General features: G+C 52.5%; 16 protein-coding genes. 9 read left to right on the top strand and 7 right to left on the bottom strand.

Features of this window, described 5'->3' with window-relative positions; all coding sequences use genetic code 11:
- Window positions 1-36 precede the first annotated feature (36 nt).
- The 3 genes from FH871_RS26715 to FH871_RS26705 all read right to left on the bottom strand — a co-directional run bounded on the left by FH871_RS26715 (window position 37) and on the right by FH871_RS26705 (window position 6,430).
- Window positions 37-1,722 (bottom strand): RagB/SusD family nutrient uptake outer membrane protein, encoded by a 1,686-nt coding sequence (locus tag FH871_RS26715; protein WP_138994475.1) that lies wholly within the window; start codon window positions 1,720-1,722, stop codon window positions 37-39.
- Between the two features lie 11 nt (window positions 1,723-1,733).
- Window positions 1,734-5,135, bottom strand: a complete 3,402-nt coding sequence (locus FH871_RS26710; RefSeq protein WP_138994474.1) for a TonB-dependent receptor — start codon at window positions 5,133-5,135, stop codon at window positions 1,734-1,736.
- A gap of 212 nt (window positions 5,136-5,347) precedes the next feature.
- Entirely contained in the window at window positions 5,348-6,430 is a 1,083-nt protein-coding gene (locus FH871_RS26705; RefSeq protein WP_138994473.1) for a FecR family protein, read from the bottom strand.
- A gap of 238 nt (window positions 6,431-6,668) precedes the next feature.
- Between FH871_RS26705 and FH871_RS26700 the strand changes: the two genes are divergently transcribed.
- Window positions 6,669-7,268 carry an RNA polymerase sigma-70 factor gene (locus FH871_RS26700; protein WP_138994472.1) on the top strand — a complete coding sequence of 200 codons (600 nt, stop codon included), beginning with the start codon at window positions 6,669-6,671 and terminating at the stop codon, window positions 7,266-7,268.
- Window positions 7,269-7,455: 187 nt separating this feature from the next.
- Here FH871_RS26700 and FH871_RS26695 read toward each other — a convergent pair whose 3' ends face one another.
- Together FH871_RS26695 and FH871_RS26690 are read right to left on the bottom strand one after the other, a co-directional pair.
- Window positions 7,456-8,340 carry a ChaN family lipoprotein gene (locus FH871_RS26695; protein WP_138994471.1) on the bottom strand — a complete coding sequence of 295 codons (885 nt, stop codon included), beginning with the start codon at window positions 8,338-8,340 and terminating at the stop codon, window positions 7,456-7,458.
- 174 nt (window positions 8,341-8,514) lie between these two features.
- A complete protein-coding gene (locus tag FH871_RS26690; RefSeq protein ID WP_114409123.1) occupies window positions 8,515-9,306 on the bottom strand; it encodes a DUF1080 domain-containing protein in 792 nt (263 codons plus the stop codon).
- A gap of 95 nt (window positions 9,307-9,401) precedes the next feature.
- Between FH871_RS26690 and FH871_RS26685 the strand changes: the two genes are divergently transcribed.
- From FH871_RS26685 to FH871_RS26675, 3 genes are all read left to right on the top strand, one after another.
- Entirely contained in the window at window positions 9,402-9,644 is a 243-nt protein-coding gene (locus tag FH871_RS26685) for a hypothetical protein (protein WP_138994470.1), read from the top strand.
- Window positions 9,645-9,805: 161 nt separating this feature from the next.
- On the top strand, window positions 9,806-11,662 hold the full coding sequence (locus tag FH871_RS26680) for a DUF1080 domain-containing protein (protein WP_229317602.1): 1,857 nt from the start codon (window positions 9,806-9,808) through the stop codon (window positions 11,660-11,662).
- 15 nt (window positions 11,663-11,677) lie between these two features.
- Entirely contained in the window at window positions 11,678-13,684 is a 2,007-nt protein-coding gene (locus FH871_RS26675) for a c-type cytochrome (RefSeq protein ID WP_229317600.1), read from the top strand.
- Window positions 13,685-13,868: 184 nt separating this feature from the next.
- Here the strand turns inward: FH871_RS26675 and FH871_RS26670 are convergent, their stop codons facing one another.
- Window positions 13,869-14,411, bottom strand: a complete 543-nt coding sequence (locus FH871_RS26670) for a DUF2911 domain-containing protein (protein ID WP_138994467.1) — start codon at window positions 14,409-14,411, stop codon at window positions 13,869-13,871.
- 240 nt (window positions 14,412-14,651) lie between these two features.
- Between FH871_RS26670 and FH871_RS26665 the strand changes: the two genes are divergently transcribed.
- The 5 genes from FH871_RS26665 (at window position 14,652) to FH871_RS26645 (ending at window position 20,038) form a co-directional block, all read left to right on the top strand.
- Window positions 14,652-15,638 carry a YheT family hydrolase gene (locus FH871_RS26665; RefSeq protein ID WP_138994466.1) on the top strand — a complete coding sequence of 329 codons (987 nt, stop codon included), beginning with the start codon at window positions 14,652-14,654 and terminating at the stop codon, window positions 15,636-15,638.
- 167 nt (window positions 15,639-15,805) lie between these two features.
- The gene (gene serA / locus FH871_RS26660) at window positions 15,806-17,710 is read left to right on the top strand and encodes a phosphoglycerate dehydrogenase (protein WP_138994465.1); all 1,905 of its coding nucleotides are present in this window, start codon (window positions 15,806-15,808) and stop codon (window positions 17,708-17,710) included.
- 36 nt (window positions 17,711-17,746) lie between these two features.
- Window positions 17,747-18,160 carry a hypothetical protein gene (locus FH871_RS26655; protein ID WP_138994464.1) on the top strand — a complete coding sequence of 138 codons (414 nt, stop codon included), beginning with the start codon at window positions 17,747-17,749 and terminating at the stop codon, window positions 18,158-18,160.
- Between the two features lie 6 nt (window positions 18,161-18,166).
- Window positions 18,167-19,243, top strand: a complete 1,077-nt coding sequence (locus tag FH871_RS26650) for an aminotransferase class V-fold PLP-dependent enzyme (protein WP_138994463.1) — start codon at window positions 18,167-18,169, stop codon at window positions 19,241-19,243.
- Window positions 19,244-19,387: 144 nt separating this feature from the next.
- The gene (locus FH871_RS26645; RefSeq protein ID WP_138994462.1) at window positions 19,388-20,038 is read left to right on the top strand and encodes a hypothetical protein; all 651 of its coding nucleotides are present in this window, start codon (window positions 19,388-19,390) and stop codon (window positions 20,036-20,038) included.
- Between the two features lie 2 nt (window positions 20,039-20,040).
- Here the strand turns inward: FH871_RS26645 and FH871_RS26640 are convergent, their stop codons facing one another.
- Window positions 20,041-22,077, bottom strand: coding sequence for a M13 family metallopeptidase (locus FH871_RS26640; RefSeq protein ID WP_138994461.1), 2,037 nt, complete (start codon window positions 22,075-22,077; stop codon window positions 20,041-20,043).
- Between the last annotated feature and the right edge of the window lie 371 nt (window positions 22,078-22,448).

The raw sequence follows: 22,448 nt of genomic DNA, 5'->3' as shown, positions 1-22,448 counted from the left end.
ATCCGTTGAATCCGTTCAATCAGCGTTCCTATCCTATCAATAACCGGGATTTTGAACCAGGCCACTGGTTAATACTTCTTTCGACGGAATGGGCCAAAGGTATTGCCGGGTGGCGTCGAACTTCCGGATGGTCAGCTGCTTGATGAGTCCGGCGCTGAACATGGGCGTAAAATCCGCCACGCCGTCGTCGTCGATCTGCGGTACCTGCGGAAAAAACCATAAACCCGGTTTGACTACTTTCGTCCGCAAATCAGCCGGGTCGAGCAGCCCGAAATTGAGCTTATTCAGGACTTTTTCAGCGAGTTTCCAGCGAATCAAATCCATGTAGCGAATGCCTTCCAGCGCAAATTCCATCCGCCGTTCCGTCCGCAGAATTCTGCGCAAAGCCGCCTGCGTACCGGTTTTCACCGCCGGATAGGTCGTTGCCGTCGCACTGACGCCATACGCCCGCGCCCGAACCGCATTGATGGCATCCGGTACTGACTGGTCAATTTCATTGAGTTCAATCTTGGCTTCGGCATACATCAGCAGCACATCGGCGTAGCGGATGAGGATTTTGTCGGGCTCGGCGGTCCAGGAGTTCAGCAGCCAGTCGGCGTCGATGCCTTTTTTCCAGATCAGCCCATTGAAAGACGCAAACTGGGCAATCGATCGGGTGTCGTTGTTGTTGACCAGGGTATTGTTGCTGGTCCGCAGTACTTTGACTGAATCCGGGTGCGGTTGAAAAATAAAGCCTAGGTGGGGCGTCTGGAATTCAACGATGGTGGCCGTGCAGCGCGGATCGCGGTTCAGGAACGGTTTTCGCGGATCGAAAAGCGGGGATTCGTCGATGGGCAAACCGTCTTTGCAGAGGAACGCACAGAACAAATCCCACGAAGGATCTTTGGCCGCATAACCGCCCGCGTTTCGGGGAACGTAGTCCTGAAGTCCGCCCAGCGTCACTTTCAGCGCCACCGAGCGGGGCAGGGCAAAAATGGTTTCCGGTGAATTCTTGGTCTTCGATAAAAACAGGTTGTCAAAACGGTCGTGGAGCCTGTACACCTTCAGGTCCATGCAGGCTTTGGCGGCATCGCGCGCGGTTTTCCAGTCACTCATCTGCAACGCAATCCGGGCTTTCATGGCGTAGGCGGCTCCGGCCGTCGCCCGTTTGAGTTCCGAGGTGCTGTAGGTGGTTTTCAGGTTGGCGGCCGCAAAATCGAAGTCGGCGTAGATTTTTTGCAAAACCGTCTCTTTGGGCGTCTGTTTCAGCGCCAGGGCTTCATCGATGGTCAGCGTACTTTCCGTATAGACGATATTGCCATAGTGTGAAAGCAGCCGCGAATACTGACAGGCCCGAATAAACCGGGCTTCGGCAGCATAGCGGTCGATTTGTTCCTTCGACAAAACGGCGGCCGCCCGGTCTACGCTCTGAATCACGAGGTTGGCTCTGGCAATAGCCTTGTAGGTGTCTGTCCACCATTTCGTTACAAAGTCGGTTTCTCCGTTGATGGTGGCACCGGTAATGGCCGTGGTGGCATCCCGGTAGGTCCAGTCGTCGGTCCACTCGTCGGAGTCCTGCATCCAGAACGCATCTTTGTATAAGCCGTTTAACGACATTTCGATTTCTTCGGCGTTGGCATTCCAGGTTTCGCCGGAGCCGTCGGACAGCGGATTCAGGTCCAGACTGTCGCAGGCAGTCATGAACAGCAAACTCAAAAAGAAGATGGATAACTTTAGTTTCATGGCGGATCGGGTTAGAATTTGACAGAAGCACCAAAGACAAAGGACGTGGTGATGGGGTAGCCCAGCGACGTCATTTCAGGGTCCCAGCCTTTGGGGAACTTGCTGATCGACAGCAGATCAGTCACGGAGCTGTAAACGCGGATGCTCTGCATTTTCAGTTTCTGCGTGAACCCTTTCGGAATGTTGTAGCCCAGGCTGATGTTTTTGAGCCGGAAATAACCGCCGTTGATCAGCCAGTAGTCGGACAGGGCGTAGTTGTTGCCCGCCGACGTGTTCGAATACCGCGGGTATTGTGCCTGCAAATTCTGGTCAGCGGTGTTGTAAGTGCTCCAGGCGTTGCCGTCCAGAATGGCGGGAAAGGTGCCGAAATTTTCGCGCAGGGGCTGAACGATGTCCACGCCCAGCCGGGAGTTTTGTTTGGCAACACCCTGAAGAACCAGCCCGAAATCCCAGTTTTTATACCCAACATTGAAGTTGGCCCCGTAGGTCAGCCGGGGCAGCGAACCGCCCAGCAGCACGCGGTCATACTCGGGTGAAATCCGGCCGTCGGGTACACCGTTCGGGCCGCTGATGTCGCGGTAACGCACATCGCCCGGTTTGACATTGGCGTTCAGTTTGGGCGAGTTGGCCACTTCGTCGGCGGTTTGAAAAAGGCCGTCGGAGACGTAACCGTACCATTCCCGGAACTGGCTGCCTTGCCGGATAATCTGGTCACCGGTGAAGACGGTTCCGCCCAAATCGCCCATAACGGATTTAAAATCAGAGAGGTTGACCGACGCACTGTAGGTCAGATCACCGGCGCGGTCGTTCCAGCTTGCCTGCATATCCCAGCCCGTCGTATACATTTTTCCGGTATTCTGAAAAGGATTGTCGAAACCAACGTAATCGGGGATTTCCAGTTCCAGCAGCATATCCCGGGTGGTTTTTTTGAAATAATCCGCTGTAACCCGCAGCCGGTCGCGGAAGAAATTGACGTCCAGACCGAGGTTGTAGGATGAGGTCGTTTCCCAGGTAATATCCCGAATCGCATACTGAAACTGGGCTGCAGACTGTGCCGAAACCACGGTGTTGCCCTGATAGAACAGGGAGGAGTTTTCAAAATTCAGAATGGCCTGGTACGGATAGAAGTTACTGCCGATCCGTTCGTTCCCCAGCGTACCCCAAGAGGCCCGGAATTTCAGAAACGACAGCCAGGAGGCACTGGTTTTCAGAAACGGTTCCTCCGAAATCACCCAACCCGCCGAAACCGAGGGGAAGGAACCCCAGCGATAGGCCGAAGCAAACCGCGAAGAGGCATCGTAGCGGATGTTGGCCTGGAGCAGATACTTGTCCTTGTAGCCGTACATCACCCGTCCGAACCACGAGCGATACGCATTTTCACTGGCACTGCCGCTGTTGTCGCGGAAGTCGAGCGGGCCGAGGTTTAAGTAGGGATAGGAATTCAGAATGTATTGCCCGCGCGACGCACCCAGGGACTCGTTGAACGCGTAGAAATATTCGTAACCGCCCAGCAGATTCAGGTTGTGATCACCGAACTGGCGGGTGTAGTTGGCCAGCGCCTGGGTGGTGTAGCGGTAGCTGTCGTTGCGGCTTTCGTCCAGCCGGGTTTGCGATTGGCCTTCAATGTATCCTGCGATGGTGTTCGGGCTGTTCCAGAGGGTATACGGTACCTTCTTCGTAAAGACTTTAACCTTGTCGAAATTGAAGAAGGGCGACAGTACTCCGGTGATTTTCAGGCCTTTAATCGGTGTAAAATCCAGGCTGATCTTGCCGCCGACCTGGTTATACCAGGCGTTGTTGAAACCGCCGTTTTTCAGCCGGGCGTAAATATTAGCCCCGTCTTTTCCGGAACCGATGCGCCCATCCGAAAACGTCGCGGCATACACCGGAGGCATGATGCCCATTTTGTAAAACGGATAAGAGCCGCTCCGGTCATCGGTGATGGGCTGGGGCGAAAAGGACCGCCGGAAGTTGAAGTCGACGCTGGCTGAGAGGTACTTCGTGATGGTGAGGTCGTTGTTGACCCGGGCCGTAATCCGCTCGTAACTCCGGCCGTCATACAACGCATCGGTTTTGTCGTAGCCCAGCGAAACCCGCGACCGCAGCGATTTGCCGGAACCGGAAATACTAAGCAAATGGGTGCGCCGGGGTGCATAATCTTTCAGCATCAGACTGCGCCAGTCGGTATTGGGATATTGGTCGGGGTCCTGCGCGTGCAGGTTGTCATAGTTATCGATCAGGTCTTTGGGGTAGGTTGGATATTCGTTTGCATTGTTGCCGTTGTCGTTCCACCGAAGCTCGTTGGTAAGCTGCATATACCGTTTGGCGTTCACGTAGTCCGGCAGTCGCGTTGCTTTTTCAAAACCGTATTCCGCCGTGTAATCCAGGCTGAGCTGACCGGTTTTGGCCCGTTTGGTGGTGATCAGAATGACCCCGGCAGCCGCCCGGGAACCATAGATCGAAGCCGACGCGGCATCTTTCAGAACCGAAATATTATCGACATCATTCGGATTGATGGAGTTGATGTCGTCGATCGGCACGCCGTCAAGGATGATCAGCGGATTGGAACCGGCATCGCTGATCGTCGTGATGCCCCGCACCCGGATGGTGGCGGTGGCACCGGGGGCGCTGTTGTTGCGGGTCACGGTGACGCCCGGCACGGCCCCCTGCAACGCCTGGGAGATCTGGGTGGTTTTGCGGGTGGTGATCGCATCGCCCTGAATCGACGCAACGGCCCCGGTCAGGTCTTTTTTCTGCATGGTTCCGTAGCCCACCACGACGACTTCTTCCAGCGTTTTCAGATCCGGAACCAGTTGAATCGCGAAAGTGGACTGGTTGCCAACGACCACTTCCTGATTCTCATACCCCACAAAAGAGAACACCAGCGTAGCCCCTCCGTCCGGTACCGACAGCCGAAATTTGCCATCCATGTCGGTCGAGGTGCCGCGCGTCGTGTTTTTGATCACCACACTAACGCCCGGCAACCCCTCGTCATTTTCGGCGGTGACGGTTCCGGTAATCGTCCGGTCGACCGCTTCCGGAACACCGTCAGTATTCAGGTAGGCATTCGATTCAGAAGCTGGTAGGGCCGCTGGCGGAAGCTGAATGACGATCTGACCGCTGATGACCTGATAGGTCAGACCGAGCGGTTTCAGGAGCGATTCGAGCACCGCAGCCAGTTTCTGATTCTGGGCATTCAGCGACACTTTCCGGGCCGCCGGAATAGTGTTGGGGCTATACACGAAATCGACCTTCGCAAGCCGTTCCAGCCGGGTAAGAATGTTCTTCAGGGCCACCTCATCCGCCTTGATCGAGATCGGGCGCTGGAGCATATCCTGCGCCTTGCTGTCGTAGGCCAGAGTCGATCCGGCCAGCAGCAGACTGAGGAAAATAGGGAATAGAGAGATTTTCATGACGGTTAGAAGGGTCAAACCGAGCATTCGACAAAATTTCATACTTTTGTATGTTTTGTTGGGAGAAAATGAATGAATTCGACAAAACAAATCCCTGTTCATCCTGGCAGATGAATGATGATGCGCATCAAGGGAAAATTCCGGGCCGACTGTGTAGCCGCACTTTCGGCCTTTTTTTGGTAGCTGTTGGTTACTTCATAGGTTTCAGGGGATTAAAGTGGGTCAAAAGAAGAGGGGTCGCAGCCAACACCCGTGATGAGAATGCGGTTTCCCTGCACTTCATACTGCGCATTGATCGCCCGGCACAGCAGTTCCAGTTTGCTGTAGAGCGGCTGGTGGGTGATCTTCCCCGTAAACCGGCAATGGGCCAGGGAGTCGTTGCCGATCACCATTTCAATACCGTACGTTTTTTCGAGTTGCTTCAGCACGTCTGGCAACGTGCTGTTGTCGAAGGCAAACGTGGCCGGTTCGGGGCGGATGGCACTCGGGATCGGTTCGGGCTGATCGATCAAGCCGCGCGTCAGGCGGTTTTCATCCAGAAAAATGGTTACTTTCTGATTGGGCGTTAACACCACCGATGCTTCCCGGACGTCGGCGTTTTCCGTTTTTGGCGTAGACTGCTGATTCTTTTTAAAGACCGCCACTTTGCCGGTATGAACCGCTACCTCCACGGTTGGCGCGTTGGTAGGGGCCGTGATCCAGAAACTCGTTCCCAAAACGCGCGTCACGATGGCACCGCTATAGACCAGAAACGGACGGCTGGCGTCTTTGTGGACCCGGAAAAAGGCCTTCCCGTTGAGCCATATTTCCCGTTTATGGGGAAGTGTCTGGGTGCCATACCGGATCGTACTTTGCGGTTGCAGGTGAACGATGCTGCCGTCGTCCAGCGTGATAATGAGGGGTTTAGCGGTTTTATTGGCTTGTTCGACAAAACCATCCCCGGCAGCAACCGGATTATTTTCTATTGTTCCGGGCGTCGAATGATACCGGTAGAATATCAGGGAGCCAAAACCGATGAGCGCAACAACAGCCGCAGCCGCCACCCACCGCCGGAACCACGGCCACCGGAGTACGTTCTCTTCTGCATCCGTAGACGCTGCCACATCATCAGACGTTTGTAAATCAATCTGATGCCACAGTTTTTTCTTTAATTTTTGCCGGTCTTCTTCGCTCAACGCCAGCGCGCTGCCGGTTCCCAATTGATCGTACCACCGATCGATCAGCCGGATTTCCGCGTCCGTGCATTGACCGGCGTTGTATTTCGTAAGCAGTCGGGCAAATTCTTCTTTTTGCATGGGCCGTTGACGCTGTCATGTACTGCCTATGTCGATCAAGACCCCGCTTTACCCTAAATGTTTTTATAAAATAGGGGATTGTTTATAGAAATAAGACCAATTTGGCGATATATTATTTCTTTAGTTCAATTGGTCAGGCTATTGCAGAGCCGTATCCTGAAGGGTGGTTTAACTCCTTTGGCACTATTTTGTAAAAAAATGGTAATTTGGTCTTTCTTTAATCGACGCGGGTGCACACATGTCGGCAGATTTACGACTTTCTTCGCTGAAAGAGTGGGATGATGAGCAGGTACTGAGGGCATTGACCGATGGCAATCGGCTGGCGCTGGCAGAACTGTATGAGCGGTATTGGTATGCCCTCTACCGGGTTGCTTTTCAAAAAACAAAATCGCCGGAAATGGCCGAAGAACTGGTGCAGGATTTATTCGTTCAGCTTTGGCAGAAACGGGAATCGCTGGCTGTTCGGCGGGTCGATTATTATTTGTTTGGGGCCCTGAAATATTCGATCATCGATTCCATCAAAAGCCGCATCGTTCACGAGAAATTTCAGGAATACCAGCAGTTCTTCGCGCCACAGGCCGATTTTTCGACCGAAGATCAACTGTCTTACAACGATTTGCTGGGAACGATCGAAACCGAACTGCTGAAACTCCCGCCCAAAACCCAGGAAGTGTTCCGGATGAGCCGCTTTGAGGGGCAGACGATCCCGGAAATTTCGCGCAAACTCGCCCTGACCGACAAAGCCGTCGAATATCACCTTTCAAAAGCCCTCAAACTGCTCCGAACGCAACTGCGGGATTATAGTTTTGTGCTTTTTTTGATGCTGGTTTGCCGGTAGGGTTGTCCCCTCTCCCCGGCATATCCCACATTCCCGGCCTATTCCGCATTCCCCACATATTCCCGTTCACCCCGGCATATCCCCGTATTCCCCGGATTTCATCCGGGGCTATTGATTGAAGCCTTTCAGGCTTGGTTTTGGAGGTTTGTTTCGGGAGGATTTAGGGCTGCTGAGTGGATGGGGCGACTCAATACGTCTTTGTCATATCGGCTGGAATGTGCAGGATAAAACTCGCCAGATTCTGGTTGGCTTTGTCGGGTTTCGTCACGTCCGGTACTTCGACCGACGCGATGGTCACGATGTTGAGATCCGGCTGTTTTTGGCGCAGATACCAGATGATTCCTTCGAAATTGTTGGAATGGTAGGAACCGTTAAAATGCAGAAAAGTAGAGCCGGGTTTGCGGTTTTGCAGGATAAAATGCGCCATCGTCGCATCTTTGATGGCCTGCGCACGGGCAAAATTGGCCGCCTGGTCGGAGGGGCCTTTGCTGGCGGAGGGCGAAACCGCATCGCCGTGCATCATGTCCAGCATGGCTTTGTAACCGGGCAGGGTCAAATCGACGGTTAGGGGCAGGGGGGCCATCCAGACCTTTTGGGCCGTCGGAACCGTATCGAGTGACGCCAGTCCCTGCCGCGCGACGGCGCTGGCATACCGGCGGGGAACATTCGTTGCCACCACCGAAAGCTTGTGCTCCCGCGCAAAATCGACCAGCGGGCGGTAGTCGGTTTTGTAATTGTTCCAGAGCCGCGCCTGTTTGGGAAATTCCTTGTCCGTCGTTTTGCCGGAGACATAATCCGACAATGCCGTCTGGTTATCCGCTTCAAACATTTCGGCACCCAGAATCAATTGTTCTTTTTTCTGCTCGTATAAATCCTTCGTCAACTGCAATTCCAGCCAGTGACAGATCGGATTGTTGTGCAATTCACCAAAAAAGACGATATCGGCTCCGGCCGCTTCTTTCAGCACTTTCTGATAACTCGTGGTTTTTAGTTTCTGGTTGTAAAACTGGTAAGCCGGTTTATCGCTGGTGAAAGCAAAACAGGGAAGGAGGAACAGGAGCAGGTATTTCATTGCAGGGTGTTTATTTAGACGCAATATAAACAAGGATGGCCGAGATATGGCAATAAAAAAGGGTTATTTCGCAGAGTTGAGCGGAGGTAAAGGGAGTTAATCAGAGAAAAACTCTGCGTAACTCCTTTTAAATCTGCTTAACTCCGCGAAATAACCTCTTCCAGCAACTCAGTCTTATAACTCCCGAATCCAGATGTTCCGGTAGCCCACCGGATTGCCGTGATCCTGTAACAGGAGCGGGCCTTTGCCGTGGGGTTGCAGTTTCGGATACCCGATGTACTCCGTCGTGCCTTTGATGTTGGTATTGTTCTGCACCAGAATACCGTTCATCAAAACCGTCACTTTGCCCTGTTCCAGCATCATGCCGTCTTTGTTGAACCGGGGCGCAAAGTAGATGATGTCGTAGGTCTGCCACTCACCCGGTTTGCGGCTGGGGTTGACCAGCGGAATCGCCTGTTTGTAGATCGAACCCACCATCCCGTTCGAATATGTCGGGTTGTTGTAGCCGTCGAGCACCTGCAACTCGTAGCGACCCTGGAGGAAAATACCGCTGTTGCCGCGTCCCTGTCCGCTGCCTTCCACTTTTTCCGGCGTCCGGAATTCGATGTGAAGCTGGAAATCCTGGAACTCCTGCTTGGTTCGCAGGGAAGCGCCTTTGGCCGAATACATGGCTCCATCGCGGATCGGCCAGGGGTTGGATCCCTCGGTGACGCCGTTCCAGTTGCTGGCGCTATACCCATTAACAGACACCCATTTGCTGCCATCCTTGCCGTCAAATAAAACGATCGCATCGGAAGGAGCCGTGGTGCCGGAGGCCGTAGCGGGCGACAAAACACCCGGTGTAACCACGCGCGGAACCGGTTCCCAGATTTCAGAAGATTCCGGATTTTGTTTGGGTTTCTCCTGAGCTACTGCCCATTGGGCCAGCCCCAGAAGCAGGGCAAAGGCTAAAGTACTTTTTTTCATTCGTAAAAATAGGATTGTGTGAACAATGATTTGCACGAAATACCGCCTTCAAAGATAGCGAAATGTCAACGCATTGCCCGTTTTACCTCCATAACTTGCTTGCCATTGTTGTTGATCAGAAAGCGGGAGACTTTTTGATCGGGGTCTTTCACGAATTCCACCTGAAAATTGAACTTCCGCCTAAAGAATTTCGTCTCGGCCCAATGACTGGTTCGCCAAAGCTGGAAAAAGGGAGAAAAAGCGACAACTCAGCCCGTGTTCAAAATCAATTCAAGTGTGTTCAAAACCGTAGGAAGGTCATTGCCATGGTTTTAGGAGGGAAGACGGTTTTTTGTTGAAAAGCCGTTTTTAAAAAATTGTGACCGAAATTCGCGGTGCCGGTAATGTAAAATTGTATATTGAAAAAATACTGTTTCACTGGGAAGGGAATCTATTTTTTAAAAAATTTAAAATATGGTAACTTTCCGACTCAAAATAAAACCTAATGAAGTCAACCTCTATGAACACAACGTTCGCCCGTTTGGTGATGGGTGTTGGGTGGGTCTTTAGCGCCGGACTGGTGATGGCCCAGCCGAAAGCCGACCAGCCAACGGCTCTTCCGCTCAACGATTTAAGTGCTTTTCAAAAACCGGGCAACAACTGGCGGATCGTCGGTGATGTGACCGCCGATCTCAACCAGAAGGATGTGCTGAAAAGTACGCCGGGAACCGGCATTCTGGCTAATCTGCCCGCCAAAGACGGGAACATCGATCTGGTGTCGAATTTTCAACACGGCGATGTCGATCTGGATCTGGATTTTCTGATTGCGAAAGGATCGAACTCCGGCATTTATTTGCAGGGTCGCTACGAGATTCAGCTGCTCGATAGCTGGGGAACCAAAAATCCCAAAGCGGGCGACAACGGCGGTATCTACGAACGCTGGGATGATGCCAAACCCGACGGCCAGAAAGGCTACGAAGGCCATCCGCCCCGCCAGAACGCCAGCCGCGCACCCGGTTTGTGGCAGCACCTCAAAGTCTCGTTTCAGGCACCACGTTTTGACGCCAGCGGTAAGAAAATCGAGAACGCCCGCATGTTGCTCGTCGAACTGAATGGCGTGGCGATTCACGAAAACGTGGAACTGTCCGGCCCAACCCGGGGGGCGCTCGGCAAAGACGAAGTAGCCAGCGGACCGCTCCGGATTCAGGGTGATCACGGGCCGGTAGCCATCCGGAACATCATCGTGAAAAATTACGACAAACCGCGTCCGGAACTGATGAACCTGAAATATGCGGTTTACAAAGGAAGGTTTGACAAAGAACCGGATTTTAGCAAACTGCCGCCGGAAGCACAAGGTTCGTCGGTGATGCTGACTGCCAACGTCACCCGGATTCCGAACGACTTTCTGATTCGGTATACCGGTACGCTTCGTGTGAAAGAAGCCGGTGAATATGCCTTCAACCTCGGTGCTGCGGGTGGTGGCGGCATGATGAAAATCAACAACAAAGCCGTGATCACGCCCGGCGACCGCAGACAGCGTGGCAGTGTTACCCTGCCCGCAGGGGATGTCCCGTTTGAGTTGTTGTATGCCAAGATGGAAGACTGGGCCAAACCGTCGATTGGACTGGCCGTAACGGGGCCCGGTATTCGCGAATACGTCATCAGTGATGCCAGCGGAGCCACCAACGGCGATCCGACCGACCCGATCCTGGTCGATGCGTCGTCGAACACGCTTCTGCGGAGTTTCATGGATATGCCCGGTTACAAAAATGCCCAGGGCCGCACCTTGCGTGTCGTTCATGCGGTTTCGGTGGGAAGCCCCGAGCAGGTGCATTATACCTACGACATGGACAACGGCACGCTGGTGCAGGTGTGGCGGGGTCAGTTTCTGGATACGACGCCGATGTGGCACGAGCGGGGCGATGGCTCGTCGCGCCCGATGGGCATGGTGCAGCGGCTGGGTGCGCCGGTGCTTGGACTTGCCAAACTGTCGTCGCCGACAGCCGCCTGGGCCACCGACACAACCGGCAGCGGTTTTCGGACCCGAGGCTACGTGCTCGATGAAAACGACCGCCCGACATTCCGCTACCAATCCTACGGCGCCACCGTTACGGATGCCATTCGCGTGCTGGACAACAGCCAGGGCGTTCGCCGGGAAGTGACGGTCCAAAACCCGTCCGCCGATCTGTATGCCCGGCTGGCCGAAGGCAGCACGATTGCCCCGCTGGAAAACGGGATGTACCTCGTTGACGGAAAAGCGTATTACGTACGGATCGACGATGCCGGGGGGGCCACACCCGCCGTCCGGAAGGTGGGCGACCGCCAGGAACTGATTGTTCCGGTGAAGGGGAAATTGACTTATTCGATCTTGTTTTAAATCCTGATGAAACCAATGTATACATCCATTCTTCGCCGGGCGGTGGTTGGCACGATGCTGTCAGCGGCTGCTTTTTCGGTGGGTTGGGCGCAGGAATCGCCCAAGGAAGAAGATTTTTATAAAATCCTGAAGGTGTCGGCACCGGAGGGAACATTGCTGGAAGTCGGCGGTTTGGCCGTGCTTCCGAATGGTGATCTGGGCGTGGCCACCCGTCGGGGCGACATTTTTATCGTCGAAAACCCGACCAGCCGCCGGCCTTTCTTCCGGAAATTTGCCTCGGGTCTGCACGAAGTGCTGGGGCTGGCTTACAAAGACGGTGCGCTGTATTGCGCCCAGCGCGGTGAATTGACCAAACTGGTCGATTCGAACAAAGACGGCAAAGCGGACATCATCGAGACGGTGACCAACATTCCGGTATCGGGTCACTACCACGAGTACACGTTCGGCCCGAAAATTGCCCCCGATGGTTCGTTTTTCATTTCCGGAAACGTCGCGTTTGGTGACGAAAAATGGTGGGCGGGCGAAAGTCGCGTCCCCTGGCGGGGTTGGATCATGCACATCACCAAAGACGGTCAGATTGAGCCCTGGGCAACGGGTGTTCGGTCACCAGCCGGTTTGGGCATGATCGACGGTGAATTGTTTTACGCGGATAACCAGGGCGACTGGATCGGCTCCGGTGGCGTTTGGCACGTAAAAAAAGGCGCGTTTATGGGCCACCCGGCGGGTTTACGCTGGAGCGCTGACCCAAAATCGCCGGTCAAACTGACGCAGGAACAACTGTACGCGAAGATCAATCCGCGCGACAACCGCGACGAACGGGGCCGGGCCATTAAACCGGAGAATGTGGTGGACGAAAAATACGTCACGCTGTTCGAGATGAAGAAAGAGTTTCCGGAAATTCAGTTGCCCGTTGTCTGGTTGCCTCACGGCGTTCAGGGAATTTCCAACTCGGAAATCGTCCAGATTCCTGAAGGGTCATTCGGGCCTTTTACGGGGCAATTGCTGGTCGGTGATCAGGGCCAGAGCAAGATTACGCGCGTGTTCATGGAAAAAGTGAACGGCGAATTTCAGGGCGCTTCGATCGATTTTCGAAGCGGTTTTCGCTCGGGCGTGTTGCGGATGGCGTGGGCCAAAGACGGCTCGCTGTTTGTCGGCGAAACCAACCGGGGCTGGGGCTCGGCGGGGGAAGCTGATGAAGGCTTGCAGCGCCTGACCTGGAACAACCAGATGCCGTTCGAGATGCGGGCGGTTCGCGCCATGCCGGACGGTTTTGAGGTAGAGTTCACCACGCCCGTCGACCGCAAATCGGCGGAGGATCTGGCTTCGTATTCCGTTGAGAGTTTTATTTACAAATACCACCCGGTCTATGGTAGCCCGACGGTAAACAAGGAAGCCTGCGCGGTGAAAGGGGTGAAAGTGTCGCCCGACGGACTGAAAGCCCGCGTGATTGTCGACAACCTGCGCCAGTATTACATCCACAACCTGACGCTCGACGGCGTTCGGGCGGCTGAGGGGTCGTATTCACTGGTTCACCCAACGGCCTATTACACGCTGAACAACATCCCGGAGGGCCAGAAACTGGCGATGACGGGCGTTAGCACGTTCAACTCGGCGGCTTCGAAAACAGCTCCGGCCAAAAAGGGCGTTCCCGCGAAACCGGGTTTAAAAGCGGGTGCGAAAACAACGGCGGTTTCCGGCGCCAAAACCGGTACGCTGGTTGCCAAAGCACCGACGTTCGAGGAGGTAAAACCGTTGCTCAACCGCCATACGTGTTCGGCTTGCCACAATGCCGAGAAACGGCAGGTAGGCCCGGCTTTTGCCGATGTAGCCAAAAGAGGGTATTCAAATGAGAAAATTGTCGAGCTGATTTACAATCCGAAACCGCAGAACTGGCCGGACTATTCGACCGAAATGCCGCCCATGCCGCAGGTTCCGAAAGCCGACGCGCTGAAGATTGCCGCCTGGATCAACTCGCTGTCGGGTGGCAAAACCGCAGCCGCGAAGAATGCGGATCAGCCCTAAGGCGTTAAGAGTTAAGAGTTAAAAGTTAAGAGTTAAGAGTTGGCTAACGAACGCATACATTTTTAACTCTTAACTCTTAACTCTCTAAACAGGAAAGCCCGGCCAAAGTGGTCGGGCTTTCTGTTTCCGGGGTATTGATCGGTCGTTACAGCGTACGACGGCGAATCGCTCCGGCGGATTTCCTTCAGTTGGTACCACCAACCGGTTTGATGGGGATGGCGATGGAAGCCATGTCCCAGGCAATCGATACTTGCGAATCGGTTGGGGTGATGGTCAGTTTTTCAACCGGCGTTGCGTTGGTTTTGGCCGGAACCTTGATTTGGGCAACGTCTTTTTTCTTCAATTCGACGCCTTTTACGGGGTCGATATAGTCATACGCGCCCCACTGGCCCAGTTTGCTATTCAGAATAACCGTCCATTCTTTTTCGTCAGGAATGGTAAAAAGCGTGTAAGTTCCGGCTTTCACCATCTTGTCGCCAAACATAACATCTTTGGTAAACGTAATTTCGGTGGCTTCATCCGCACCCGTGCGCCATACTTTACCATACTTTTCCAAACCGTCGGCCCCAAAGATCACCCGGCCCCGCTTGGATGGCTGGCCGTAAACGACTTTTACGCTTTTACCGGGGCTTTCAACTTTTAAGTGTGGACTTTTTGCCTGTGCAAAAACAAGGGTGGAAGTTGCTGTAATCAGCAACGCCAGACATACTAATAATCCCTTTTTCATAGGTAATAGAAAGTTATTGGTGAATGATTCATCACAAAGAAAACAAATCTTAGAGCAAAAAGATACGGCAATGGTTTAATCGGCGGATAAAATACGTTAAGTGGTCTGCCGAAATAGTTCAAGCAGGTAAACAAATACTACAAAAAAAACCGGTCGGCAGAATCTCTTTTGTGTTTCCGAACGTTTGGTTTTCCCATTGCCGTGGAACCGTTTACCTTTGTGCTTCTTTTGAGAATTGCTATGCCGCTGATTACCCCTTCGGATTACCGCCCGCCCGCGCATTTGTGGAACGGACACTTGCAAACCATTGTCCCGGCTTTGTTCCGAAAAGTCAGCGCATCGTATACCCGTGAACGGATTGAGACCCCGGATGATGATTTCCTGGATCTGGACTGGAGTTATGCACACCGGCCCGGTTTTGAAAACCAGACGGGAGCAAAGCCGCTGGTCATTCTTTCCCATGGCCTGGAAGGGGATTCCCGGCGACAGTATCTGGCCGGGATGGTTCGGCATCTGACGGCCAACGGGTTCGATTGTCTGGCGTGGCACTACCGCAGTTGCAGTGGGGAGATGAACCGGCAGGCCCGGTTTTACCACCTCGGCGAAACCGGTGATTTGCAGTTGGTGATTGAGTATGCCTTGCAAAAAGGGTACAAACACATTAACCTGATGGGGTTCAGCGCGGGTGGTAATGTGACGTTGAAATATTTGGGAGAGCAGGCAACGGCGATTCATCCGGCGATTGAGAAAGCTGTGGTTTTTTCGGTGCCGCTGCACCTGACCACCGCGTCGCGCCGGCTGGAAGCCTGGGACAGCCAGGTCTATAACCAGCGGTTTAACCGGACCCTGAAGCGCAAAGTTTTTGAAAAAGCCGCCCTGATGCCGGGCGTTATTCACACGGAGGGATTGCAAAAAGTCCGTACTTTGCGGGAGTTTGACAATCTGTTTACGGCCCGCTTACACGGTTTTCGCGATGCGGAAGATTATTACCAGCAGAGTAGCGCCTTGCCATACCTAGACAAAATTGCGATTCCGACCTTGATTGTTAGTGCCAAAAATGACCCTTTTTTGTCGCGCGAATGTTTCCCGGAAGAACTGGGTCGCCAACTGCCCAACGTCTGGATGGAATTTCCGGCCCAGGGCGGGCATTGCGGTTTTACACCCGCGGGCTCCAATAAAACCGTGTACTGGTCGGAAGAGCGGGCCTTGCGGTTTTTGAAGGAATAGATTATTGTACCAACGCACCAACTGGTGATTAAACTGATTTACTAATTATAAATGTAAAATGTTAAATAATGAATGTAAAAGTAACGGCTGCGCGCATGAAGCACTTTTACATTTTACATTCGCCATTTTACATTTATAATTAAAAGTATTGAAAGCAGTCCTCAATTATGTTAACCAAAACACTCGAACAGACGTATTTCGTCATTGACTTCGACAGCACCTTTACCAAAGTCGAAGCCCTGGATGTACTGGGAGAAATCTCCCTGGCGGGTCACCGCGACCGGGAAGCGATTCTCGAAAAAATTAAAATTATCACCGACCGGGGCATGTCGGGCGAAATTTCGCTGTCGAAATCCATCGAATTGCGGCTCGAACTGTTGCAGGCGCACCGGGATCATCTGCCCGCGCTGATTGAAACGCTGAAAACCGAAATCTCGGATTCGTTTCAACGGAACCGGGAATTTCTGGCGGAACATGCCGATCAGATTTACATCGTGTCGAGCGGTTTTAAAGAATTTATCGTCCCGATCGTGACGTCGCTGGGCATCAAGGAAGAGAATGTATTTGCCAATACGTTCGTCTACGATGCCACCGGCAACATTGTGAGCTGCGATTGTGAAAATCCGCTCTCGTCCGACAAGGGAAAAGTAAAGCTGATTCGGGATCTGAAACTCGAAGGCGACATTTATGTCATCGGCGACGGCTATACCGACTACGAAATCCGGGAGTCTGGTTTGGCCAACCGGTTTTATGCCTTTACCGAGAATGTCATGCGACCGAAGGTCATCGAAAAAGCCGACCATGTGGCGCCGTCACTCGACGAGTTTTTATACCACAACAAGCTGAGCCGCAGCCAGTCGTATCCCAAAAGCCGCATTAAAGTTCTGTTGCTCGAAAACGTACACCCCGTAGCGGTGAAACTGTTTGAGGGCGAAGGATTCAATGTGGAAATTCTGAAAGGGGCGCTGGACGAAGACGAACTGATTGAGAAAATCCGGGACGTTTCCATTCTCGGCATCCGCTCCAAAACGCAGGTGACCAGCCGCGTGCTCGAACACGCCAACAAGTTGATGTGCGTCGGTGCGTTCTGCATCGGTACCAACCAGATCGACCTCAAAACCTGTACCGAAAAAGGCATAGCGGTTTTCAACGCGCCCTACAGCAACACCCGCTCGGTGGTTGAACTGGCCATTGGCGAAATCATCATGCTGGTGCGGAACATTGTCCCGAAAAGCAATAAAATGCACGAAGGCGTTTGGGATAAATCGGCCAAAAATAGCTTCGAAGTCCGGGGTAAAAAGCTGGGTTTGGTGGGCTACGGCAACATCGGCACCCAGTTGTCGGTGGTGGCCGAAGCACTGGGCATGGAAGTGTATTTCTACGATATTGTCGATAAACTGGCGCTGGGGAACGCCCGCAAATGCAAAACCCTGGACGAATTGCTCGCCATTTCCGACTTCCTCAGCCTGCACACCGACGGTCGCGCCAGCAACAAAAATCTGATTGGCGCCAGGGAGTTTGCGCTGATGAAAGAAGGCGTTATTTTCCTCAATCTGTCGCGCGGACACATTGTCGACATTGCGGCCCTGGTCGATGCGGTGAAGAGTGGCCACGTGGCAGGTGCGGGAATCGACGTGTTTCCGTATGAACCGAAAACCAACAACGAGGAGTTTATCAACGAGTTACGCGGTTTGCCGAATGTCATTCTGAGCCCGCACATTGGCGGCAGTACGGAAGAAGCGCAGGAAAATATCGGTAATTTTGTGCCCGGAAAACTCCTGGAATACATCAACAACGGCAGTACGTACGGCAGCGTTAATTTCCCGGAAGTACAATTGCCACTGTTGAAAGACTCACACCGCTTGTTGCATATTCACGCCAACGTGCCGGGCATTCTGGCGAAAATCAACGCTATTTTTGCCAACTACCACATCAACATTCAGGGTCAATACCTGAAAACAACCGAACAGGTTGGGTATGTGATTACCGACATCGCCAAGGATTATTCGGACGAAGTGGTCAACGAATTGCGGAATATCGATAATACAATCAAATTCAGGTTGTTATATTGATAAAAAAGAATGGGAGAGGAGGTAAAGGAAACGCAAATGGAATGGCCACCTTCGAAAGCATTTCTGATTGCGTTTATGCCTCTCCTGCTTCTTCTGGCTACCATACCGAAACTGTACACGATTTACGAACGGAGGCAAATACGGAAAGAACCCGCTTTTGCCGCTGGAACAATCTCGCGTTTTGAAACCGGTCAAACCCGGTATCGAAAACGGGTCTACCGCGTCGAGGTGCGGTATCTGATTAATGGAAAATCATTTACGGAGAAATGCCGTGCTTTTCATTCGTTGACGGAATGGCAACTTCATTCATTACTGGAAAAACAATTGCCGGTTATTTATGAAAAAGACGATCCGTCGAATGGGGTTGTGCTCTCAACAGAAGAACAGTTTGGACATTTCGGATTTACATTTCCGGATAGCTTGATTTGGACAAGGCAGTATTTTTATTGATCAATTATGAAACAAACCTACTTCACCGCCGGGCCAGCGGAACTGTACCCCACTGTTTACCAACACCTTCAAACGGCGATGGACGAGCAGATCGGGTCGATTTCGCACCGGAGCGCCAAGTTCCGGAGTATCTATCAGTTTTGTGACGAACAGTTGCGCGAGCTACTGACGATTCCGGAATCGCACGGAATTTTCTTCACCGGCTCGGCTTCTGAAGTATGGGAACGCATTCTGCTCAACTGCGTCGAGCACGAAAGTTTTCACCTGGTGAACGGGTCGTTTTCGAAGAAATTCTGCGATTACGCAACGGCTTTGCAGAAATACGCCCACAAGCAGGAAAAACCGTTCGGCGAAGGGTTCGATTACAGCGAGATCGAGGTGCCGGAATATGCCGAACTGATCGCGGTGACGCACAACGAAACCAGCTCGGGCGTGCAGATGCGGCCGGTCGACATTCATAAGCTGAAGCGCAGTCACGCTAAAAAGCTGATTGCGGTCGATATGGTGTCGTCGGCACCGTTTCCGGATCTGGATTTTTCACTCGTAGACACGGCTTTTTTCTCCGTTCAGAAAGCGTTTGGCCTGCCCGCCGGTTTGGGGGTGTGGATTGCCAATGAGAAATGCCTCGAAAAAGCCGAAACCCTGAAACACGGTGATCAGCACATTGGTGCTCATAACAATTTGCCCACGCTCTGGAAAAACTACAAAACGTTTGAAACACCGGCTACGCCCAACGTTCTGTTCATCTACCTGCTTGGTAAAATTGCGCAGGATTTCAACCGGGTCGGCGTCGAAAACCTGCGGAGAGAGACGGAGGAAAAGGCTAAAATGCTGTACAAATTTGTGGAGAGCCACCCGCAATTTTCACCTTTCGTGAAAAACGACCGGCACCGTTCGCGAACGGTGGTGGTGGCCAATACGCAAAAACCGTCGTCGGAGATCATCAGTAAAGTCAAAGAATCCGGGATGGTCGTGGGCAGCGGGTACGGACAGTTGAAAGACACCCAGATCCGGATTGCCAATTTCCCGGCGACCGATGTGGAGCAGATCGGCCGATTGATCGACGTATTGGGGAAGATCTAGTTTTTGATACATGAATCAGCACCGGGTTGGGCCAGACTATCCCCGCGTTTTGTGAGGATGTTCTGTTCAAAACCGGTGCTAATTGCATTTAAATAAACTTTATTCCCGCAAACTGGTTTTACGTAGACAACTCAGCGTAATTCCATGAAACCGTACTCTTACCGACTGGCCCATCTGATCGTTTTTTGTCTGCTCACAACTGTTGTTGTACAAGCGCAGGAAACAGACACCCTCCGACGGGATGTTCCCACCGCGCCATTACCAGATACGACGTATCGTTCCCGGGAAGTATTTTCGGACGTAAAACCTTCCTATTTCAGACGGCCGGGATTGCCGTGGTTTCAAAAGGGGGCCTTCATGCTGGGTGCCGCCCTGGGTTTTGCCACGGGAAAAGGGCAGGGGTTGTATACGGCTTTTAATCCCCGCGCCAGTTTTTTTATTCAGCAGGGACTGTCCGTCGGCCTGCGGGGTGCGTTTGAAGGCCGGGCTTCCACCAGCTACCGCGCCAATTCCGGGGGTGCCTTTGTGCGGTATTACCCGGTTCGCAACAACTTCTATGTCTTTGGTGAAGGCGGTTTTAACATCGGAAAATTTCGTTCCAGTGACGTCGGACCCAATGATAACCGGGGTTTCAGCAGCCTGAACATTGGTCTGGGTCTGGGCGTGAAAGCGATGGAGAAATTGAGCTTCGAACTCATGATCGAGAACAATTATTACGATAAAGCCCCGGTATTTGCGGGCCACAACCGCGGCCCGCAAATCAAACTGGGGGCTAATCTGCACTTTGGCCGATGAACTTACCAAACCCGGGTTTGATCCACTTCCGGCTTATACATTCGTTCGCCCGGTTTGACATTAAAAGCCTGGTAGAAAGGTGCAAAGTTGCTGAGGGGACCGTTGACCCGGTATTTTGCCGGTGAGTGTGGATCGACCTGAACGTAAGCCCGCTGGGTTTCGTCCCGGATTTTGATGCGCCAGACCTGCGCAAATCCCAGGAAAAACCGTTGCTGGGGCGTGAAACCGTCGATTTTTTCATCACTTTTGCTCTGATCGGTCAGTTTAAACGCATCGAAGGCAATGGCTAATCCGCCGAGATCGGCGAGATTTTCGCCCAACGTCAAACGTCCGTTGAGTTTCAGGTTGTCCAGCACCGTGTAGTTGTTATACTGATCGACCACCTGATTGGCTTTGGCCGTAAACTTATCAGCATCCGACTTTTGCCACCAGTCGCGTAAGTTCCCCTGAACATCATACTGACGGCCCTGATCGTCGAAGAGGTGCGTGAGTTCGTGACCGATCACCATACCGATGGCTCCGTAGTTGATGGCATCGTCGGCGTCTTTGTCAAAAAACGGAAACTGCAGAATACCGGCCGGGAACACGATTTCGTTGAATGACGGATTGGCGTAGGCATTCACTTCCGGCGGGGTCATCATCCATTCGGTGCGGTCGACGGGCTTGTCGATTTTGGCAAAACTTTCTTTCGAGGCATGAATGCGGGCCGATTGCACATTTTCAAAGTAAGCATCGCGTTTGACAGAAACATCCGAATAATCTTTCCACTTATCGGGGTAGCCGATTTTATTCATGATGCCGTCCAGTTTGACCAGCGCAATTTTTTTGGTTTCCGGCGACATCCAGTCCAGCTTTTCAATCCGGTTCCGGTAGGCTTTCTGAAGGTCGGTGACCAGCGTCAGCATCCGTTCCTTGGCTTCGGGCGTAAAATATTTTTTGACCCACAACTGTCCCAATAATTCCCCCAGATAGGCATCGACATTCTGAGAAATCCGCTTCCACCGTTCCGACTGGACGGGTTGTCCGTAGAGTGTTTTGTTGTAGAAGTCAAATTTAGCCTGTACAAACGGGCTGCTCAACAAAGACGCATTGAAGTCGATGTACCCAAAAGCCGCTTTGTCTTTGATGACGTCGATGGGCGTTGCGGGCAGGGCCGCACTCAGGGCCTGGTAATATTCCGGTTGCCCCACCAGAACGGTATCGGTTTTTACCGTCATCGCGGTCAGAAACGATTGCCAGTCGATGTTGGGCGTGCGTTGATTCAGTTCGTCTACCGACAGTTTGTGGTAATTTTTGATCGGGTCGCGGAGGTCGGCTGCGGCTTTGTGGGCCTTCGCCAGCGTGGTCTCAAACGCCAGAATGCCGTCGGCTTTTTTCCGGGCCGTCGTTGAGTCCGTGCCGGTCAGTACAAAAAGTTTGGTGACATAAGCGATAAAAGCCGCCCGGATTTTTTTCGTTTCTTCGTCGGTTTTGAAATAATATTCTTTTTCCGGCAAACTCAACCCGCTCTGGCCGAAACTCAGCCGGTTGATCGTGCTCTGACGGTCGTCGGGTCCAACGCTCATGCCGAACAAAACGCCCCCCCGGTTAATTTCGTCGGAGGCCATGTAAATCAAGGCTTCCTTGTAGTCTTTCAGACCCGCAATTTTCGCCAACTCGGCTTTCAGAGGGTCGTAACCCCGTTTTTCGATGGCAACCGTATCCATACCGCTGGCGTAAAAATCCCCCACTTTCTGCTCGACACTGCCATTGGCGGCTCCGCTGGCGGCTGCTTCATCCAGAATGGACTTTGTTTTTTTCTGATTCTCCTCGTGAAGTTCGTAAAAGGAGCCCCAGCCGGTCTGATCATCCGGGATTTTGGTGTTTTTTACCCAATTTCCATTGGCATACGAGAAGAAGTCATTGCCGGGAACGACGGTGGTATCCATGCCCGATTTGTCAAAAAATACCGTGCGGGCGGTTTCGTCTTTTTCAGTTTTGCAGGCCGTAAGCCATACCATTCCGCCAACTGCCAGCAGGAGAGATTTTGGGAGTTTCATAGACTAGTTTGTTCGTTGACTCAAACAGAAAGGGGTAAAAGTAACTTTTTTACTACTGTCTATTCCTACCGTAAATTGGGTGATATTGACCGTTCGTATAATTTCGGGAAGTTTGGCCCGTAGTGTTCTCACGGCTAACCGTTTATACCGACAACCGCTGGAAAAAGAATAAATTTGGTTCTATCTTTACGACGGTTTAAAACAACTGCCTCTGAATATTTCACTTCTTTCCGGCTTCCTGCCTGGACTGGTTTATTGATTGATTCGTCCGGATAACGCATCACCATTCGGCTGGTGTGATATTCTATTGTCTTTATTTTCAATCATTTACCAGTTACTACAATGACTTCTCTTTTCTCAACACGCTTGCA

Origin of the sequence: Larkinella sp. C7 (genome assembly GCF_006149005.1) — a bacterium.
Classification (GTDB): Bacteria; Bacteroidota; Bacteroidia; order Cytophagales; family Spirosomataceae; genus Larkinella.
The sequence above is the reverse complement of the archived record's forward strand: the minus strand, read 5'-3'. Positions and strand labels throughout refer to the sequence as shown.

Coding starts and splice junctions, on each gene's coding strand:
- FH871_RS26680 (WP_229317602.1), top strand. CDS start 9,806: ATGAACACAACGTTCGCCCGTTTGGTGATGGGTGTTGGGTGGGTCTTT.
- FH871_RS26710 (WP_138994474.1), bottom strand. CDS start 5,135: ATGAAAATCTCTCTATTCCCTATTTTCCTCAGTCTGCTGCTGGCCGGA.
- FH871_RS26650 (WP_138994463.1), top strand. CDS start 18,167: ATGAAACAAACCTACTTCACCGCCGGGCCAGCGGAACTGTACCCCACT.
- FH871_RS26705 (WP_138994473.1), bottom strand. CDS start 6,430: ATGCAAAAAGAAGAATTTGCCCGACTGCTTACGAAATACAACGCCGGT.
- serA (WP_138994465.1), top strand. CDS start 15,806: ATGTTAACCAAAACACTCGAACAGACGTATTTCGTCATTGACTTCGAC.
- FH871_RS26700 (WP_138994472.1), top strand. CDS start 6,669: ATGTCGGCAGATTTACGACTTTCTTCGCTGAAAGAGTGGGATGATGAG.
- FH871_RS26715 (WP_138994475.1), bottom strand. CDS start 1,722: ATGAAACTAAAGTTATCCATCTTCTTTTTGAGTTTGCTGTTCATGACT.
- FH871_RS26655 (WP_138994464.1), top strand. CDS start 17,747: ATGGAATGGCCACCTTCGAAAGCATTTCTGATTGCGTTTATGCCTCTC.
- FH871_RS26675 (WP_229317600.1), top strand. CDS start 11,678: ATGTATACATCCATTCTTCGCCGGGCGGTGGTTGGCACGATGCTGTCA.
- FH871_RS26665 (WP_138994466.1), top strand. CDS start 14,652: ATGCCGCTGATTACCCCTTCGGATTACCGCCCGCCCGCGCATTTGTGG.
- FH871_RS26645 (WP_138994462.1), top strand. CDS start 19,388: ATGAAACCGTACTCTTACCGACTGGCCCATCTGATCGTTTTTTGTCTG.
- FH871_RS26640 (WP_138994461.1), bottom strand. CDS start 22,077: ATGAAACTCCCAAAATCTCTCCTGCTGGCAGTTGGCGGAATGGTATGG.
- FH871_RS26690 (WP_114409123.1), bottom strand. CDS start 9,306: ATGAAAAAAAGTACTTTAGCCTTTGCCCTGCTTCTGGGGCTGGCCCAA.
- FH871_RS26695 (WP_138994471.1), bottom strand. CDS start 8,340: ATGAAATACCTGCTCCTGTTCCTCCTTCCCTGTTTTGCTTTCACCAGC.
- FH871_RS26670 (WP_138994467.1), bottom strand. CDS start 14,411: ATGAAAAAGGGATTATTAGTATGTCTGGCGTTGCTGATTACAGCAACT.